This window comes from Mycobacterium sp. B14F4 (genome assembly GCF_039871645.1).
Lineage (GTDB): Bacteria > Actinomycetota > Actinomycetes > Mycobacteriales > Mycobacteriaceae > Mycobacterium.
Genome location: NZ_JBDPMF010000002.1, coordinates 243,814 through 261,545, shown reverse-complemented (window position 1 = coordinate 261,545; position 17,732 = coordinate 243,814). Strand labels below are relative to the sequence as shown.

At 68.8% G+C, this 17,732-nt stretch carries 19 protein-coding genes; 11 read left to right on the top strand and 8 right to left on the bottom strand.

Annotated features, from left to right (window positions below):
• Window positions 1-296: 296 nt before the first annotated feature.
• A complete protein-coding gene (locus tag ABGB19_RS06395) occupies window positions 297-968 on the top strand; it encodes a DUF305 domain-containing protein (RefSeq protein WP_347685045.1) in 672 nt (223 codons plus the stop codon).
• Here ABGB19_RS06395 and ABGB19_RS06390 read toward each other — a convergent pair.
• The 3 genes from ABGB19_RS06390 to ABGB19_RS06380 are packed head-to-tail and all read right to left on the bottom strand — an operon-like array spanning window position 960 to window position 4,130.
• Entirely contained in the window at window positions 960-2,144 is a 1,185-nt protein-coding gene (locus ABGB19_RS06390) for an ATP-binding protein (RefSeq protein ID WP_347685044.1), read from the bottom strand. The genes ABGB19_RS06395 and ABGB19_RS06390 overlap by 9 nt on opposite strands.
• Window positions 2,141-2,887, bottom strand: a complete 747-nt coding sequence (locus ABGB19_RS06385) for a response regulator transcription factor (protein ID WP_347685043.1) — start codon at window positions 2,885-2,887, stop codon at window positions 2,141-2,143. Before ABGB19_RS06385 ends, ABGB19_RS06390 begins: the two co-directional genes overlap by 4 nt.
• Before the next feature lie 34 nt (window positions 2,888-2,921).
• Window positions 2,922-4,130 (bottom strand): Ig-like domain-containing protein, encoded by a 1,209-nt coding sequence (locus tag ABGB19_RS06380; protein WP_347685042.1) that lies wholly within the window; start codon window positions 4,128-4,130, stop codon window positions 2,922-2,924.
• A 199-nt stretch (window positions 4,131-4,329) separates the two neighbouring features.
• Between ABGB19_RS06380 and ABGB19_RS06375 the strand changes: the two genes are divergently transcribed.
• The 6 genes from ABGB19_RS06375 to ABGB19_RS06350 all read left to right on the top strand — a co-directional run bounded on the left by ABGB19_RS06375 (window position 4,330) and on the right by ABGB19_RS06350 (window position 10,130).
• A complete protein-coding gene (locus ABGB19_RS06375) occupies window positions 4,330-4,986 on the top strand; it encodes a DUF4396 domain-containing protein (protein ID WP_347685041.1) in 657 nt (218 codons plus the stop codon).
• Between the two features lie 152 nt (window positions 4,987-5,138).
• Entirely contained in the window at window positions 5,139-5,516 is a 378-nt protein-coding gene (locus ABGB19_RS06370; RefSeq protein ID WP_347685040.1) for a hypothetical protein, read from the top strand.
• Window positions 5,517-5,621: 105 nt separating this feature from the next.
• Complete coding sequence (locus ABGB19_RS06365; protein WP_347685039.1) at window positions 5,622-6,731, top strand: PLP-dependent cysteine synthase family protein; 1,110 nt, start codon at window positions 5,622-5,624, stop codon at window positions 6,729-6,731.
• A complete protein-coding gene (locus ABGB19_RS06360; RefSeq protein WP_347685642.1) occupies window positions 6,731-8,065 on the top strand; it encodes an MFS transporter in 1,335 nt (444 codons plus the stop codon). Before ABGB19_RS06365 ends, ABGB19_RS06360 begins: the two co-directional genes overlap by 1 nt.
• Window positions 8,066-8,313: 248 nt before the next feature.
• Complete coding sequence (locus ABGB19_RS06355; RefSeq protein WP_347685038.1) at window positions 8,314-9,312, top strand: GNAT family N-acetyltransferase; 999 nt, start codon at window positions 8,314-8,316, stop codon at window positions 9,310-9,312.
• Window positions 9,312-10,130, top strand: a complete 819-nt coding sequence (locus ABGB19_RS06350) for a shikimate 5-dehydrogenase (RefSeq protein ID WP_347685037.1) — start codon at window positions 9,312-9,314, stop codon at window positions 10,128-10,130. The genes ABGB19_RS06355 and ABGB19_RS06350 overlap by 1 nt, the downstream gene beginning before the upstream one ends.
• A 2-nt stretch (window positions 10,131-10,132) precedes the next feature.
• On the opposite strand, the gene ABGB19_RS06345 is transcribed toward ABGB19_RS06350, so the two are convergent.
• Window positions 10,133-10,846 carry an LpqN/LpqT family lipoprotein gene (locus ABGB19_RS06345; RefSeq protein ID WP_347685036.1) on the bottom strand — a complete coding sequence of 238 codons (714 nt, stop codon included), beginning with the start codon at window positions 10,844-10,846 and terminating at the stop codon, window positions 10,133-10,135.
• 264 nt (window positions 10,847-11,110) lie between these two features.
• On the opposite strand from ABGB19_RS06345, the gene ABGB19_RS06340 reads away from it, so the two are divergent.
• Window positions 11,111-12,658, top strand: a complete 1,548-nt coding sequence (locus ABGB19_RS06340) for a PE-PPE domain-containing protein (RefSeq protein ID WP_347685035.1) — start codon at window positions 11,111-11,113, stop codon at window positions 12,656-12,658.
• A gap of 4 nt (window positions 12,659-12,662) precedes the next feature.
• Here ABGB19_RS06340 and ABGB19_RS06335 read toward each other — a convergent pair whose 3' ends face one another.
• Window positions 12,663-12,974, bottom strand: coding sequence for a hypothetical protein (locus ABGB19_RS06335; RefSeq protein WP_347685034.1), 312 nt, complete (start codon window positions 12,972-12,974; stop codon window positions 12,663-12,665).
• Between the two features lie 94 nt (window positions 12,975-13,068).
• Between ABGB19_RS06335 and ABGB19_RS06330 the strand changes: the two genes are divergently transcribed.
• Entirely contained in the window at window positions 13,069-13,707 is a 639-nt protein-coding gene (locus ABGB19_RS06330) for a DUF5642 family protein (protein WP_347685033.1), read from the top strand.
• A 41-nt stretch (window positions 13,708-13,748) separates the two neighbouring features.
• On the top strand, window positions 13,749-14,411 hold the full coding sequence (locus ABGB19_RS06325; protein WP_347685032.1) for a DUF5642 family protein: 663 nt from the start codon (window positions 13,749-13,751) through the stop codon (window positions 14,409-14,411).
• Here the strand turns inward: ABGB19_RS06325 and ABGB19_RS06320 are convergent.
• Both ABGB19_RS06320 and soxR read right to left on the bottom strand, forming a co-directional pair.
• A complete protein-coding gene (locus ABGB19_RS06320) occupies window positions 14,408-15,004 on the bottom strand; it encodes an alpha-ketoglutarate-dependent dioxygenase AlkB (RefSeq protein ID WP_347685031.1) in 597 nt (198 codons plus the stop codon). The genes ABGB19_RS06325 and ABGB19_RS06320 overlap by 4 nt on opposite strands.
• A 74-nt stretch (window positions 15,005-15,078) precedes the next feature.
• Window positions 15,079-15,513 (bottom strand): redox-sensitive transcriptional activator SoxR, encoded by a 435-nt coding sequence (soxR, locus tag ABGB19_RS06315; protein ID WP_347685030.1) that lies wholly within the window; start codon window positions 15,511-15,513, stop codon window positions 15,079-15,081.
• A 46-nt stretch (window positions 15,514-15,559) separates the two neighbouring features.
• Here soxR and arcA point away from each other — a divergent pair, with 46 nt between their 5' ends.
• Window positions 15,560-16,771, top strand: coding sequence for an arginine deiminase (arcA, locus tag ABGB19_RS06310; RefSeq protein ID WP_347685029.1), 1,212 nt, complete (start codon window positions 15,560-15,562; stop codon window positions 16,769-16,771).
• Between the two features lie 48 nt (window positions 16,772-16,819).
• On the opposite strand, the gene ABGB19_RS06305 is transcribed toward arcA, so the two are convergent.
• Complete coding sequence (locus ABGB19_RS06305) at window positions 16,820-17,683, bottom strand: type IV toxin-antitoxin system AbiEi family antitoxin (RefSeq protein ID WP_347685028.1); 864 nt, start codon at window positions 17,681-17,683, stop codon at window positions 16,820-16,822.
• Window positions 17,684-17,732: the final 49 nt, after the last annotated feature.

Here is a 17,732-nt window from a genome sequence, read left to right as displayed (position 1 = left end):
CAACGAATCTTTCTGCGGGACAGAAAACGAAGCATGGCGACCCGTTGCGGCCAATTTCCGAACCATTCGCCGCCGGGGTATGGGCGCATCGATCCTGCGCGTACGTTGTGGTTGCGACGGGTTGCCGAAGGCTGCATTCGAACCTGTTGAAGGCGGACAAGGCTGTGCAGCCGAGATGTTAAGAAGCAGCGTTGGTCTAGTCCTGTCCTCCGTCGCCGGCGGCGCTGCGCCCGCCTTCATCGAACCTTCATCGAACGGCGACCCGACGCATAGGTGATCGGCGGATCCTCGATGGCATGAGGCTGATCAGACATCGCGCAACCACACACACGTCGTCCCGGCTTGTCGCCGTCACCGCAGGGGTCGCCGCCGTGGCCTTCCTCGGCGCGTGCGGCAGCTCGGACACCGCCACGGAGGCGACGTCGCCGGCGTCCGCGACGAGCGCTCCCGGCGCCGCGGCGAACGAGGCGCACGACGACGCCGACGTCAAGTTCGCGCAGATGATGATTCCGCACCATCAGCAGGCGATCGAAATGAGCGACATGTTGTTGGCCAAGCAGGACATCGACCCGCGCGTTGTTTCGCTGGCCAACGACATCAAGGCGGCTCAGCGGCCGGAGATCGAGCAGATGCAGGGCTGGTTGAACGACTGGGGAGTGTCGACGACCGGCAGCATGCCGGGGCCCATGCCCGGCCACGACATGCCCGGGAACATGATGCCGCCGATGGACGGTGGGCACGGGATGATGTCCCAGCAGGACATGTCCGCGCTGCAGAACGCCCAAGGCGTCGAGGCCAGCCGGTTGTTCCTCACCCAGATGATCCAGCATCACCGCGGCGCGATCACGATGGCGCAACAGGAGATCGACGGCGGCCGGTTCGAACCCGCGGTGCAGATGGCGCGGTCCATCGTGACCAGTCAGCAGCAGGAGATCACCACGATGGAGGACCTCCTCAAGTCACTGTGACATCGACTCGACGGATCGGACCGCAGGCCGAGGGTCTGGCGCGCGCAACGGCAGCGTGACCGTGAACGTGGTCCCCGCGCCGCGCCCCGAACTGGACACGGCGATGTGGCCGCGGTGCGCCTCGACGTAGGCCTTGGCGATCGCCAGCCCGATCCCGGCGCCGCCGTGATCGCGGTCGCGCGCCGAATCGGCGCGGTAGAACCTCTCGAAGAGATGCGGAAGGTGTTCGGGTGCAATGCCTTCGCCGCTGTCGGCGACGCGGATCACCAGCTGCCCGCCGTCGGCGTGCGCCCCGATCACCACCCGACCCCCCGGCGCAGTGTGGCGCAGAGCGTTTTCGAGCAGGTTGTCGATCACCTGCCCCAGCCGCTGTTCGTCGGCCCACAATCGAAGAGGTTGGCGATTCACCTCTGCCCGCAACGCGACGCCCTTGCCGTCGTATCGGCCCTCGATGGCGGCCGCGCATCGCCGTACCAATTGGCCGGCATCGATTTCCGCACATGTCAGCGCGGTCGAACTCTCCTCGGCCTGCGCCAGCGCTGCCACGTCCTCGGAGAACCGCACCAGTCGTCGCGTCTGATCGCGCAGCACGGCGGCGGTCTGCGGGGACAGGGTCCGGACGCCGTCCTCGAGTGCCTCGACGTACGCGTCCACGACGGCGACGGGAGTGCGGATCTCATGGGCCAGGTCACTGAACAGTCTTCGCCGAGTGGCTTCCACCGATTGCAGACGCGCCGCCATCTGGTTGAACGCCTCGGCCAGCTTGTCGAAATCCTCGCCGAAGTGCGGCGGCGAGACGCGGCTGTCGTAGCGGCCGTCCGCGACAGCCGTTGCCGCGGCGGAGACCTCGGCGACCGACCGCTGTAACCGCCGGCTGACGTACCAGCTCACCCCGAGGGCCGCGACGGCCGACACCGTCAGCGCTCCGCTCATCGCCAGCACGGTGGCGTAGCCGTATGCCTCCTCGGCGTGGATCTCCTCGGGCGAGTCCACCGGCACACCGGCCTGATGCAGATGTTCGCGGAACAGCGGTGGGCCCACGATCGCGGCGATGATCCAGGTCGTTGCCGCCCCGGCGGCCAGCACGATGGCCTGAGCGAGCAGCAGCCGCAACCCGATTCCCGGCGGCCGCCAGGACGGGCGAAGCAGCGACCTCGCGTCCGTGTGCACCGTCATTCTCCGGCTCCCATCCTGTAGCCGACCCCCCGCACCGTCAGGATGAAGCGCGGCTGGGCGGCGTCGTCGCCGAGTTTGCGTCGCAGGTGCCCGATGTGGACATCCACCAGATGCTCGTTGCCCACCCACGGGCCGCTGCGCACCGTCTCGAGGAGTTGCCTGCGACTCAACACCATTCCCGGACGCGCCGAGAGCGTTTCGAGGATGTCGAACTCGGTGCGGGTCAACAGGATCGGCTCACCGTCGAGGTCCACTTCGCGCGCGGCGACGTTGATCCGCAACGGGCCGAAGACACGTGGGGGAGGGACGTCGGCGGTCGCCGCGGGGGCGCCGGTGCGCAGTGCGCGCGGCCTGCGCAACATGGCGCGGATGCGCGCGACGAGCTCGCGAGGACTGAACGGCTTGGTGACGTAGTCGTCGGCACCGACGGTGAGCCCGAGCACGGTGTCGATCTCGGTGTCGCGTGCGGTGAGCATCACCACGTACGCGTCCGAGAAGGTCCGCAGCTGGCGGCACACCTCCAGACCGTCCATCCCGGGCAGGCCGAGGTCCAGGATGACCACGTCCGGGTCCAGCTCGCGGGCGACGGAGACGGCGTCGGCCCCGTCGGTGGCGACGGTGGCTTCGAAGTGCTCCCGCTCCAGGTAACTTGCCAGCACCTCGGCCAGCGGCGCCTCGTCGTCGACCACCAGCGCGCGATAGCCCCGCAGCGGTGACTGCGTCGTGCGTTCCACGTCACTCATGGTGCCCCTCGCAGGCGGCCCATGTCCGCGCGGCTCAGACAGTGGCGTTTCCGGCCCGCCACTGCTCCCACGGGATGTTCCAGTCGCCCAGCCCGTCGGTGCCGGGCAGTGTCGAGCCGACGGTGTTGACGACTTCCACGATGTCACCGCGCTTGGTGTTGTCGAAGAACCACCGGGCGTTCGACGGGCTGACGTTGATGCAGCCGTGGCTGACGTTGGTAGAGCCCTGGCTGCCGACCGACCACGGTGCCGAGTGCACGTAGATGCCGCTGTAGGACATCTGCGTCGCCCAGTTGACCTCGGTGCGGTACCCGTCGGCAGAGTTGACCGGGACTCCGTAGGTGGAGGAGTCCATGACCAGGAACGGGTAGCGGTCGCCGATGATGTAGACGCCGTTGTTCGTCGGTGTCCTGTCTTTACCCATGGAGATCGGCATGGTGCTGACCACCTCGCCGTTGCGGCGCACCGTCAGCGTCTTCGTCGCGTCGTCGGCGGTCGCGACCACCTCGTCGCCGACGGTGAAGCGGGTGCTCGCGTCGTCCTGGCCGAACAGGCCGCCGCCGAAGTCGACGCCGTAGGCCTTGACCTGTACCTCCACCGTCGTCCCCGGCTTCCAGTACTGCGCTGGGCGCCAACGCACTTCGCGGTTGTTGAGCCAGTAGAACGCGCCCTCGACCTCCGGTGTGGTCTTGACGGTGATGGCTCGCTGGGCGGCCAGCCGGTCGGGAATGGCCTCGTCGAAGCGGATCGCGATGGGCTGGCCCACCCCCACGACTTCGCCGTCGTTGGGCAGCACGTAGGGCATCGTGAGGTTTTCAGGTGACTGGGTCTCGAAGGTCATGCTGTTGCGGGTCGCTCCGCCCAGCCCGAGCGCCTCGGCGCGCAGGGTGTACTGCTTGTTGTATCCCAGCGGCTCGGCCGAGGTCCACGTGACGCCGTCGGGGCTGAGCCGTCCGTCCACCGGTTTGCCGGCCTCGTTGAGCAGTTTCACGGTGCCGAGGACGCCGCCGCCGGCGCTGACGGTCACCGGGGTCTGCACCGCCACGTCGATCTCACCGTCGGTCACCGACGCTCGAAGGTCGGGCACCAAGAGATCGCCGTAGGGGGTGCCCTTGTCGCTGATCACCGCGGGCGGCGGAGCTTCTGCCGCGCCGCCGCAGCCCGCCAGCAGCAGCGCGGCGAACAGCACCGCCAGTGCCGTGACCGCGCGCCGCGACCGGACCATCCGCGCGACGTGGCGCATCTGCGTTCCCTCCTCGCCTCATGCCGCCCCGTCGCTCGCGGTCGGCATACATCTCAGTGTTTCCATCGAGTCTCAGGAGTAACTAGTTCTTCTGTGAAGATTCGATAAAGCCGCCTTCGGGGATTGCCACGCATACCCCCAGTGGGTATAGTGCGATTACCCCCTGGGGGTATATGCATCTGATCAACGGGAGGTCAGAATGACCGTGCACCACGACCATGAACAGCGCAATCACGCCGGTCACGGCGGCAACGTCAACGCCATGGCGCTGAGCGCGACGCTGCACTGCCTGACCGGGTGCGCGATCGGCGAGATCGCGGGCCTCATCATCGGAACCGCGCTCGGACTGAGCAACCTCGGCACCATTGCGCTCGCGGTGGGGTTGGCGTTCCTGTTCGGCTACACCTTCTCGACCCTGCCGTTGCTGCGCGCGGGCGTCGCCGTAGGCGCCGCGCTGAGCGTGGTGCTTGCCGCCGACACGCTGTCGATCCTGACGATGGAGGTCGTCGACAACGCCGTCATGGCCGTGATCCCCGGCGCCATGAACGCCGGATTGGTGAACGTCGTCTTCTGGGTGGGCATGATGATCGCGCTGAGCGCCGCCTTCGTCGCCGCGTACCCGGTGAACCGCTACCTGCTGCGCAAAGGCAAGGGACACGCGCTGACGCACGAATATCACCACGGCGCGGACGCGACGGTCGGCGCGCGTCGGTTCATCCCGGCGTTCAGCACGGGTGTGCTGGTCGCGGCCATCTTCGCTTTTCTGCTGGGCGGCCTGGTGGTCGCCATCGCCGACCAGGTGACCGGCCCGCAAGCGGCCGCCGGGCATGCCCAATCCGCGGTGGTAGGCCGATGAATTCAACTCGATTGCCTGACAAGGAGTCTCGATGCCCCTCACCCGGTGTATCGCGACGCGGTAACGAGATGGCGTCAAGTCACCAGGCCGGCGGTGGCACCCCGGATCGCTGCTACAGTCGGACCATCGTGAGCTATTCTGCGAAGAGATCCGTGACTGCCGTCGCCGTGCTGGCGCTGGCGTTCCTGGTCGTCCTCGGCGGAATCGAGTGGCTGCTGACGACGTCCGATGACCATTCGCGCCACGGCGCACACACGCTGTCGGCGGCGCTCGACGAGGCCGCTGTTGTCGCGCCGCATCCGCATCTGAGTGACGGATCGACCTCGTTGGGGCCGAACGTACCCGCCGAAGCGGTTCTGCCGCGGCCACATGCGGCGTTGCTCGCCCTGGGTGTACTTGCGGCACTGCTCGCGTTGCTGCCCTTCTGGCCCCAGATTGCGCCCACCGCCGTTCGGGGCCCGCCACGCTCGGCTCCGATCGAGACTCCCGGCCGGGTCCTGCTGACCCTGCTCTGCATCGCGCGCCGCTGACCGGCCAGCGTCAGGCCCATGCCGCAACCGGCAGGGTCGGTGCCCGCTGTCCTCATCGGTTGCCGCGCAAACTCTCGCGGCATGACGCAGGAGCGCTGCTCAGCCATGAATCATGCTCTGTCACTTCGTAATCTGGAACTACACGCGCCACGCCAGCGATGCCTGGGCCGCTATGACCGCCTCGGCCGGATGGTCGGCCACACGCCGGTGCTCCGCATCGGTCCTCCCTTCACCCCACCCGATCGCGGCTTCTGGGCCAAACTCGAGGGATTCAACCCCGGAGGCATGAAAGACCGCCCGGCCATGCACATGGTGGAGCGAGCCAAGGCCCGCGGTGCTCTGCGCCCGGGCGCCCGTATCGTCGAGTCCACCAGCGGCACGCTGGGTCTCGGTCTGGCCTTGGCAGGCACCGTCTATCACCACCCGGTCACCCTGGTGACCGATCCGGGCATGGAGCCGATCATCCGGCGGATGCTGACGGCCTACGGCGCCGAGATCGAGATGGTGACCGAACCCCATCCCGTAGGCGGGTGGCAGCAGGCCCGACGTGATCGGGTCCAGCAGATCCTCGCCGGCGACCGGGACGCCTGGTTTCCCGACCAGTACGGCAATCCCGACAACGTCGACGCCTACCGCGGCCTTGCGCTCGAATTGCAGTCACAGCTGGGCACTGTCGACGTGTTGGTGTGCTCTGTCGGCACAGGCGGACACTCGGCAGGCGTGGCGCGTGTGCTGCGGGAGTTCAACCCGGCCATGCGGTTGATCGGAGTCGACACCGTCGGGTCGACGATCTTCGGCCAACCCGCGGGGACGCGGCTGATGCGCGGTCTCGGCTCGAGCATCTATCCGGGCAACGTGGACTATGGCGCCTTCAACGAGGTGCACTGGGTCGGCCCGGCCGAGGCGGTGTGGGCCTGCCGGACCTTGGCCGCCACGCATTACGCAAGCGGGGGTTGGAGTGTCGGGGCGGTGGCGTTGGTCGCTGCGTGGGCGGCGCGCACCCATCCCGCCGCGGCGACGGTCGCCGCGGTCTTCCCCGACGGACCGCAGCGGTACTTCGACACCGTCTACAACGACGAGTTCTGCCGCGACAACGGCCTACTCGACGCGGCGCCGCCCACCGAGCCTGCGACCATCGACACACCTGCGCAGCAGGTGGTGACGTCGTGGACACGGTGCGCCACGGTGGTCAACCCCGTGGTGGTGGTGCGGTGATGGGAATCCTCACCGAGTTCCGCACATTCGGGTGGCCGAGCCGCCTGCTGATGCTCAACCAGTTCGGCATCAACCTCGGCTTCTACATGCTGATGCCCTACCTCGCCGGGTATCTGGCCGGTCCGCTGGGGCTCGCCGCCTGGGCCATCGGCCTGGTGCTGGGTGTACGCAACTTCTCCCAGCAGGGCATGTTCATCGTCGGCGGGACGCTGGCCGACCGGATCGGCTACAAGCCGCTCATCGTGGCGGGCTGCCTGCTGCGTACCGGCGGATTCGCACTCCTGGTCTTCGCCGACTCCCTACCCGCGCTGCTGATCGCCTCGGCGGCAACAGGTTTCGCAGGTGCGTTGTTCAATCCCGCGGTTCGCGCCTATCTGGCCGCCGACGCGGCCGAGCGGCGCGTGGAAGCGTTCGCACTGTTCAACGTCTTCTATCAGGCAGGCATCCTCGCCGGGCCACTGGTCGGGTTGGCGCTGATGGCGCTCGACTTCCGCATCGCCGCGACGGCCGCCGCAGTGGTGTTCGCCATCCTGACCGTGGCCCAGTTCTTCGCGCTGCCGCGGCGCGCCGGCGCTCCGCCAGAGGACAAGTCGTCGGTCCTCGACGACTGGCGCACGGTGTTGGCCAATCGCTCGTTCCTGCTGTTCGCCGCGGCGATGATCGGATCGTATGTGCTGTCGTTCCAGGTCTATCTGGCCCTGCCGCTGCATGCCAAGAGCCTTGTCCCCCAGGCGGAATCGGCGGTGGTGGCAGCCATCTTCGTCATCTCCGGCCTGGTCGCGGTCGCGGGTCAGCTCAGGATCACGCGGTGGTTCTCCGCACGATGGGGCTCGGGACGATCATTGGTGATCGGCATGCTCGTCCTGGCCGCCTCGTTCACACCTATGATGGTGCTTCCCGATGACAGCCGTGCCGGTTCGACGGCCGCGGTGGCCGCGCTGTTCCTCGCCGCCGCGGTGCTGGCCGTCGGATCCGCCGCGGTCTTCCCGTTCGAGATGAACACCGTTGTCTCCCTGGCCGACAACCGCCTCGTCGGAACGCACTACGGCTTCTACAACACCATCGTCGGCGTCGGCATCCTGGTGGGAAACCTGGCGACAGGGACGTTGATGCAGAAGGCCGCCGATGTAGGCGCACCGGAACTGGTCTGGGTGGGGTTGGCCGGCGTCGGAGCGCTTTCCGCATGCGCGCTCTACGGCCTGCACCGGTCCGGGCGGCTGCAGCCGCGGGCGGTCGAGGTCGTCACCGCCGACTCCGGGGCGCCTGCTGCGCCTTTGCCTCGCGCGTTCGCTGAGCAGTCGAAGACGAGCGGCAGTCGAGGATTGAAAGATTAACCGGGACAGGTTCTTCCGCCAGATCGTTCAATTGACGCGGCCGCTGCGATAGAAGGGTTTGTACGGCAGGACCACGGCCTGGCTCACCTGCCCACCTGTTCAGATGGTGTGCCGTGCCGAGGGGGCGGTCATGGACCGGCATCGATTGAGCACATCATTCGGTAACCTGCGATCCGGAGGATGGCTCGCGACACGATCGACCCGCGGCAACCTTGCTCCGCGCATCAGCCAACCCGTAGCCTCGTGGCGTGGCCGGCCCGGCCGGCGTGCGCGCCGACGAACTCATCGCTCTGGAGGTTTTCGCTGGGTACCCGGCTGAGGCGCTGGTGCCGCTCGCCGCGCAGTTGACGCCGCTGGTCGCGCCCGCCGGGCAGGTGCTCATGCAGCAGGACGAGCTCGCGGTGTCGTTCCTGCTGATCGGCTCGGGCGAGGCGGAGGTCACCCACACCGAGCTCGGAGGCCACGACACCGTCGCGACGCTGACGCCCGGGATGATCGTCGGGGAGATCGCCCTGCTCCGCGACACCACCCGCTCGGCGACGGTCATCGCCACGCAGGCGGTGTCGGGCTGGGTCGGCGGCCGGGAGGCGTTCGCCACCCTGCTCGCGATCCCGGGCATGGCCGACAGGCTGCTGCGCACCGCTCGACAACGTCTGGCCGCCTTCATCACTCCGGTGCCTGTCCAGCTGCGAGACGGCACGGAGCTCGACCTGCGTCCGGTGCTCCCGGGCGACAACGAGCGCACCGCCCACGGACCCGTCGAGTTCTCCAGCGAGACCCTGTACCGGCGCTTCCAATCCGTGCGGGCGCCGACCACGTCGCTGATGCGCTACCTGTTCGAGGTCGACTACGTCCATCACTTCGTCTGGGTGATGACCGACGGCTCCGACGGTCCGGTCGTCGCGGACGCGCGGTTCGTGCGCGAGGAGACCGACCCCGCGACAGCGGAGGTCGCGTTCATCGTCGCCGACGCCTACCAGAACCGCGGGGTGGGATCGTTCCTCATGGGAGCCCTCGCGATAGCGGCGGATTACCATGGTGTGCAACGCTTTACGGCGCGGGTGCTGGCCGAGAACTATCCGATGCGCGCGATCCTCGACCGGTTCGGCGCCCGCTGGGAGCGCGACGACCTCGGTGTCGTCACCACCGTCATCGACGTCCCGCGGCCCCGCAACCCGCCGTTCACCGCGGCGTTGAAGAAGGAGATCCGCGGCGTGACGCGCCAGGTCGTCCGGGCGGTCGGCTGATGCGGGTGCCGCTGAACAAGGACACCCGGGTGTGCATCTCGCTGTCCGGCCGGCCGAGCAACATCGGGACCCGCTTCCACAACTACCTCTACGACCTGCTCGGCCTCGACTTCGTCTACAAGGCCTTCACCACAACGGATATCGCCGCCGCGATCGGGGGGGTGCGCGCGCTGGGCATCCGCGGCTGTTCGGTGTCGATGCCGTTCAAGCAGGACGTCATCGCGCTCGTCGACGAGGTGGAACCGTCCGCCCGCTCGATCCAGGCGGTGAACACCATCGTCAACGATGACGGTCGGCTGACCGCGTCGAATACCGATTACCTTGCGGTGCAACGCCTCATCGCAGAGCACGGACTGCAGCCGGCGCAGTCGGTGCTGCTGCGCGGCAGCGGCGGGATGGCCAATGCCGTCGGCGCGGCGTTCCGCGACCACGGCTTCGAGGACGGCACCGTTCTCGCGCGCAATGCCGACGCCGGACGGATGCTGGCCGAGCGGCTGGGCTACCGGTACGTCTCCGAATCAGGCACCACCACCGCCGATGTGCTGGTCAACATCACGCCGATCGGTATGGCGGGCGGTCCGCAGGAGCACGACAGCTCCTTCGGCGAGGCCGCGATCGCCAACGCGCACACGGTCTTCGACGTCGTCGCACTGCCGTCGGAGACCCCGCTCATCAAGGCGGCGCGCAGCGCAGGGGTCGAGGTGATCACGGGCGCTGCGGTGATCGCCCTGCAAGCCGCCGAGCAGTTCGAGCGCTACACGGGCGTGCGGCCGACGGACGAACAGGTCGCGGCCGCCTCTGCCGTGTCGCGGGCCTGACGTTACGGGGTGATGGTGGTCTCCTCGTCGATGACCGTCGTGGCGTCCATCAGCGTGGGCATCTGATCCTCGCGGCCGTCGGCGTTGAGTTGCAGGACGAACAGCCCGTCCTGGCCCGGGATCACCACCGTCTTCTGCGCGATCGCCCGCGTGACGCCGTCCTTGGTGTAGGTGCCGCCGAGTTGTACCGCGTCGAAGCCGCCGAGCTTGCTCGGGCTGCCGGTCTGCGCGCCCTCGTAACCCGGCATGTTGTTCAGCTCGCCGGGAGCGAACTCGAGGATCTTTGCGGGATCGACGTTGCCGGTCAGCTTGGACACCAGCGCGATGATGCTCGGCGGCTCGCCGCCGCCCACCATCTCCGGGTCGGTGGGCGCCATCGCCAGATAGGCCCACGGGGGCGCCTGCGCGCCGGCGTCCGCCCAGCCCGGTGGCACCGGCACGTTGATGGCGGGGCTGCCGGGGTCACCCCGCTTGACGGGGGTCTCGACGATGCTGTTCTCGCGGATGTAGTCGGCGATGGTGTAGTTGGCCGCCGCCGGCTGTCCCGGCGTGCTCGGAGCGGCCTCGCTGGGAGTGGCCTCTGCGGCGTTTTCCGAGGTGCTGGTCTCCGCCGTGTCGGTAGCCTCGGTCTCGCTGTCCGACCCGCAGCCGCTCAAGCCGATGGCGAGCGCGAGGGCCGCGATCGCGATGACGCCGGCCCGCACGGAACTGCTCATTGCGTCTCCTGTCGATTGACGTTGCGCCGTAGCCTACGGTCGGCGGTCACCGCATGCGGGTGGAATTGCGGCGCGTCGGTGTGCACCCGCCTGCCGCCGGCACCTCGCGTGTCATTTGCTCGGTCGCCCGGCCGTATTTCGCCACATATCGCAGTGAACGTGGGGCAAGATGCAGTTGTGCTGCGAGGCGGCGACGGTGCCGCTCGTCCCTGTTCGTCGCTCGCCGGTGCGTCAGTGCTTAGCGCGGTCCGGGGAGGTTCGGTTATGCGGGTGGTGATCCGGTCGATGGTGGCGGCGGGCCTGTCGTTGCTCGCCACCGTGGTGCTCGCGGTGGCGTGGACGGCCGCGACGGCGGTGCAACTCGCGGCGACCGCGCTCATCATGGGCGGAACGTTCCACCCGTTGAGCACCCCGCCCGACGACCCGGTGTCCTACGTCAACCCGTACCTGGAGAACGCGGTGAAGGGGTTCATCCAGCCCGCGGCGGCCGTCCCGTCGGGAACCGGGCACCCCGCCATCGCGACCGTCGGCGACGCCGATCCGTGGCTCGCGGTGATCACGCCCGAGGAGTTCTTCCCGATCTGGGGGTCGAGGACGTTCGACCGGTCGGTGCGCGACGGGCTGGAGAACCTCAGCAGCTGCATGCGCGGGACCGGCTGTGTGGTCAACGATGACGAGCAGATCGTCCCGCAACCGCCCGGCGTGCCCCCGGCCGCGGACGACGAGTTCGTCGTCTTCGCCTACTCGCAGAGCGCGGTGATCGCCTCGCTGGCCAAGCGGGACCTCATCGAGAACCCCGGCGAGACACCGACCGTCGCGTCGTTCTTCCTTCTCGCCAACCCCATGCGCCCCAACGGCGGCATCCTCGCGCGCGGACCGCAGGGGCTGACCATCCCGATCATCGGCGTGACGTTCTACGGCGCCACCCCGACGGACAGTTGCGACGTGGGTCCGTGCATGCCGACCGTGGACGTCGCGCCGCAATACGATCCGTTCGGCGGCGACGCTCCCGCCAGCCTCACCAACCTGCTGGCCATCATCAACGCCGTCGCCGGCTACGCCTTCCTGCACGGCGAGGCGCAGAACGCGACATTCGGAGACGCCGTCTACCAGGGCTCGTACGGGGACACCGACTACTACCTCTATCCGACGAAGCGGTTGCCGATGCTGATGCCGTTCGGCGCGATCGTCCCCTCGCCGATTCTCACCGCGTTGAACGCACCGCTGAAGGCCGCGATCGAGGGGGCCTATCGCCGGGACGTCAACCCGGGCGTCGTCACCGCGGTGAGCCTGCTGCCGTTCCACGACCCGATCCGGACGATCCTGAACATCATTGCGGCGATCCCGACGGGCATCGACGACGCGCTCGCCGAAGCCACCGGCGACCCGGCGTTCCGGCCGTTGGGCACCGCGCCGGTCACCAGCCCGTACGGCGTCGGCGGACCCGACCTACCGCCGCCGCCCAAGGAGGCGGTCGACGCCTTGACGCTGCAGTCCGCGCCCGCCGGGCGCACCGACGACGCTGCCGACGAGGCGGAGTCGGACGCTGCGGACGCGCTTGCCGACAGCGCCGAGGACGGACTCGGGGACGGCGAGGAAGTGGTCGGCGAGGAAGTGGTCGGCGACGGCGACGAACCCGAACAGCCGACGGTCCGCGGGCCGATCGAGTTCGACTCGGCTGAGCAGGGCGACGAGCCGGCGTCCGACCAGGCCGATGCCGCCGAGACGACGGCCGGCGAACCGGAACCCGAAGACGATGCCGCCGAATCGTCCGACGATGCCGAGGGGTCCGAGAGCCGGGACGCCGCCTGAGAAGTCAGCGCTCGCAGTTCAGCGACACGGTGATCGACCTGCTGACGACGACGGTGATGTATTCGCGGTCCTTGCCCTTGCCGACGGCGATGGTCTGGGTGACCTCCTGCGGATTGCGCACGCTGGTCACGATGCACTGGTTGATGGGTGCGCTGCCCAGGCGGTCGATGACCACGTCGTAACCCATGGCCTCCAGTTCGCCGATCGTCTGGTACGGGTTGCGGGGCTGCACCGGTTGCGCCGCGGCAGCTCCCGCGGGCGCCAGGATCACGCCCGCCGCCACCGCTGCTGCTGCCACACTCCAAAGAGCACGCATGACAGCCTCCGTCCTGTGGAAATGAATGTTGCTACTTGTTGATCGCCGCGCGGGCCGGTTCTGTTCCACGGCGCGGCGGCCCCGCGGCCCCGCCGTGGCCGCTCTGGCGGTGATCTGGCTGGCCGCCTGCGGCGCGCCGTCGTCGCCGCCGGTGAGTTCGGCACCGCCGCCGGACGGCTCGGTTCGCGTCAACCCGGCGCGGATCGACCGGGTCCGCGACGATCTGCCCGCGGGCTACGAGACCGCCGACCTCACCGGCCCCGTCAGCCCGGCCGCGCTGTGGGGCTACGGCCCCCCGTGGAGCGCCGACCCCGCGCGGTGCGCCGCCCTGGCCGACCCCGCGGGCGCCGCGACGGCGACCGGATGGTCGGCCTCAGGACCCGGCGGCATCGTCTACGCCGTCGTCGCGGCCTCGCCGGGCAGAGCCGATCCGGGGGTGGTGGCCGAATGCGAGCAGTGGACGATCGTCGGTGGCCGCTCCACAGGCCGCGTCAGCCTCGTGCCCGCGCCCGCACTTGTCGACGCCACGGCGATCGCGATGGCGACCGCCAGCGCCACCGTCGTCGAGGGCGGCACCGAAACCCGTTCGCACGCCGACACCGTCACGGCCTACCTCGGCGACCACATCGCCTTCGTCTCCGTCGTGACCGACCCCGGCTCGCCGAACCCGCAACTGGGCGCCGACTTCGCCGCGGGGTTGCTCGCGAAAACGGTGTCGGCGTTGCGGGGTTGAGCGCGAGGGCGGCGCGATAACGCGGGGTAGATTGTGCGGCGATGTCGAAGAGGGCGATGCTCGCGGTGGCGTGTGCCGGTGCGCTGGCGGCATGCGGCACCAGCCAGTCGGCGGATGTGTCGGAGGCCGACATCGCGCGGGTCAAGGACATCCGGTCGAGTTTCGGTCCGGAGTTCGCGGTGTCCGACGTCGGCCCGACGGGGATCGACCCGCGGCTGCTGGGCCCGCAGTCGCTGCCGAAGGGGATGACGTTCGAGCCGGCCGACTGCGCGTCGTTCGCGAACCAGCAGTTGGTGCCCGCGGGGGCCAAGGGCAACATGGCGGCGACCACGGCCGAGGGGGAAGGCAACCGGTTCATCGCGATCGCCGTCGAGACGTCGGAGTCGGCCACGGTCAACGCGCCCGCGGACAACTGCCGCGAGGTCGGTTTCGCCGGCGGCGGGGTGCGCGGGCTGGTCGAGGTGGTCGAGGCGCCGAAGATCGACGACGCGCAGACCCTGGGCACACACCGGGTGCTGCAGACCACGGTCGACGGGAAGCCGCGCACCGGCGAGCTCTACAACTACGTGGCGAGCTTCGGGCCGTTCCTGGTGATCGTCACGGCCAACCCGCTGGTGCTGCCGGACAAGCCGGTCGCGCCGGTCGACACGCAGCGCGCCCGCGAGCTGCTCGCCGCCGCCGTCGCCGCCGTCCGGGGGACCTAGCGCACGTCGTGCGGCCGGAACTGAATGCTGATCCGCGGGCCGACGGGCCGCGTCGTCTTCGGTATCGCATGTTCCCAGGTGCGCTGGCACGAGCCGCCCATCACCAGCAGGTCGCCGTGCCGGTGGGCGAGGCGTAACGACTTGCCGCCGCCGCGCGGGCGCAGCGCGAAAGTCCTTGTCGCGCCGAGCCCGACGATCGCCACCATGGTGTCCTCGGTGCTGCTGCGGCCGACGGTGTCGCCGTGCCAGGCGACGCTGTCGCTGCCGTCCCGGTACAGGCACAGGCCCGCGGTGGTGAACGGCTCGCCGAGCTCACCGGCATAGGCGTCGTTGAGCCGCCGGCGGATCTGCTTGAGCCGCGGGTGCGGGGCGGGCGCGTCGGCGAGGTTGTGGAAGCTGACCAGCCGTGGCACGTCGACCACGCGGTCGTACATCGGTCTGCGCTCGGCGCGCCAGGGGATGCCCTCGAATAGCTCGCCCAGCAGCGAATCGGCGTCGTCGAGCCAGCCGGACCGGAAGTCGATCCAGGCGCCGTTGCCCAGGTGGCGTCGTTCCTCGTGCTCGAACAGCGAGCTCTGCAGAGCCAGCTCCATGACGGCGAGTCTATCGCACAGGCGTTCGATCGGATTGTCGCCGGCGGGCTGTCGAGCGAGCCGATCGAACAGGCCTACAGCTTGACGGCGCCGGGTCCCTGACCGGCGAGCACGTCGCCGGGGTTGGTCAGCGCACAGGTCTTCAGGCTCAGGCAGCCGCAGCCGATGCAGCCGGTCAGGTTGTCGCGCAGGCGCTGCAGATGCACGATGCGGTCGTCGAGGTCCTGGCGCCAGCCGGCGGACAGCCTGGCCCAGTCCTTGCTAGTCGGCACCCGGTCGGTGGGAAGGGTGGCCAGCGCTTCGCGAATGCGGGCCAGTGGGATGCCGAGCCGTTGCGACATCCGGATGAACGCGACACGCCGCAGTGTCTCGCGAGCGTAGCGGCGCTGGTTGCCCGAGGTGCGCCGGCTGCGGATCAACCCTTCACGCTCATAGAAGTGCAGCGCCGACACCGCAACCCCGCTGCGGAGCGACAACTCGCCGGGCGTCAGCTCATGGACCGTTTCCATAACCTCAACGATAGTTGAGGCGAACCGGCGCCTTCCTGCCGTTACGGTGCTACATGTGACGTTGGGCTGCGATTCCGAGGTGGGGCGGTTGCGTGCCGTCATCCTGCATCGGCCCGGCGCCGAACTGCAGCGGTTGACGCCCCGCAACAACGACGCGCTGCTCTTCGACGGCCTGCCGTGGGTGGCGCGGGCACAGCAGGAGCACGACGCGTTCGCGGCGCTGCTGTCCTCGCGTGGTGTCGAGGTCCTGCTGCTGGCCGATCTGCTGACCGAGGCGTTGTCGCACAGCGGCGCGGCCAGGATGCACGGCATCGCGGCGGCGGTGGATCCGCGGCGGCTGGGTCTGCCGCTGGCGCAGGAGCTTTCGACGTATCTGCGGACAATCGAGCCGGCGCCGCTGGCGCGGGTGCTGATGGCGGGGATGACTTTCAACGAGCTGCCGCTGTCCGGTGGTGAGCTGTCACTGGTGCGACGGATGCACCATGGCGCGGATTTCGTCATCGACCCGTTGCCCAACCTGTTGTTCACGCGCGACTCGTCGTTCTGGATCGGCCCGCGGGTGGCGATCACGTCGCTGGCGCTACCGGCGCGGGTGCGCGAGACGTCGCTGACCGACGTGATCTATGCGCACCATCCGCGGTTCCTCGGCGTGCGACGGGCGTACGAGTCGCGCTCGGCGCCCGTCGAGGGCGGCGACGTGCTGCTGCTGGCGCCCGGCGTGATTGCGGTCGGCGTGGGGGAGCGCACCACCCCTGCGGGCGCGGAGGCGTTGGCCCGCAGCCTGTTCGACGACGATCTCGCGCATACCGTGCTGGCCGTGCCGATCGCGCAGGAGCGCGCGCAGATGCACCTCGACACCGTATGCACGATGGTCGACGTCGATGCGGTCGTGATGTATCCCGCGATCGTGAATTCGTTGTCGGCGTTCACGATTCACCGTGACGGGTCCGGTGGGGTGCGGATCGACGACGAGGTGCCGTTCGTGGAGGCCGCCGCGACGGCGATGGGGATTGAGCGGTTGCGCGTCATCGCGACCGGTCTCGACCCGGTGACGGCCGAGCGTGAGCAGTGGGACGACGGCAACAACACGTTGGCGGTCGCGCCGGGTGTGGTGGTCGCCTACGAGCGCAACGTGGAGACGAACGCCCGGCTGGCCGATGCCGGCATCGAGGTGTTGCCGATCTCGGCGTCGGAATTGGGCACCGGCCGCGGCGGCCCGCGCTGCATGTCGTGCCCTGCGGCCCGCGATCCGCTCTAGTTGCCCTACTTCGCGAAACGTACACCAGGGCTGTGAGAACACCCGCGATCACGACCCTGGTGTACGCCTCGCGAGCGGAAACCACTCGCGCCGCTCGGCGGCCTCTCGCAGTCGCTGCAATATGAAGCCGCGGCTGTGCTCCTTGACCACGTGAATGTCGAGCCAACCTTGACTCTCCACCAGCGCGTTGCGTCCGATGTCGTGGACAAATCGCGGTCGATCCGTCTGATGCTGTTCACCGTCGTAGTCCAAGGCGATCATCGGCTCGTCCCAACCCATGTCAAGGAAGGCCTCCGCGGCGCCGTCATGAACCCGAATCTGGGTGCGCGGCCGCGGATACCCTGCGTCGATGACGAGAAGGCGCAGCCACGTCTCCTTGGGTGACTGAGCACCGCCGTCCATCAGGTCGAGTGCGACGCGCGCACGCTTCATTCCCCGCCAACCGCGATAACGCTCGACGAGCGGAGCGACATCCTCAGCGGTCACGCCGGTCGCCGCCGCCAGGGCATCGAGGTGTCTGACGGCCAGATCGCGCTTGAGGTGTCGAGCCAGATCCAGCGCGGTGCGCGCCGGCGTGGTGACTGCGAGTTCGCCGATCGTGCAGACTTCGTCCCAGTCGATGCGCTCATTCCGTACGAGCACACCCGGCCGCTTCCGCTCGCGCGGGGCGATCATCTCGATAACCGTTCCGGGATCGACCCATAGTGCTCCATGCAGTGACGCCGCGGCGCGTCCGGCCACGATGCCGCGGCGATCGGTCCAGAGCCAGGCGGCATACGCATTGAGCCGGACAGATTTTTCAGAGCCGCGTGGCACGTATATGCGAGGGTGGACGGCCTTATAGCGCCAACGCAATTGGCTCCGAGTCAGTCCGCCTGCGAGCAATTCGCCGCCGACGTATGCGCGTTCCATGCCCCGGATGTTGGTCGGGCCCGCCGACAACTCAACCCCAGATTCGCGA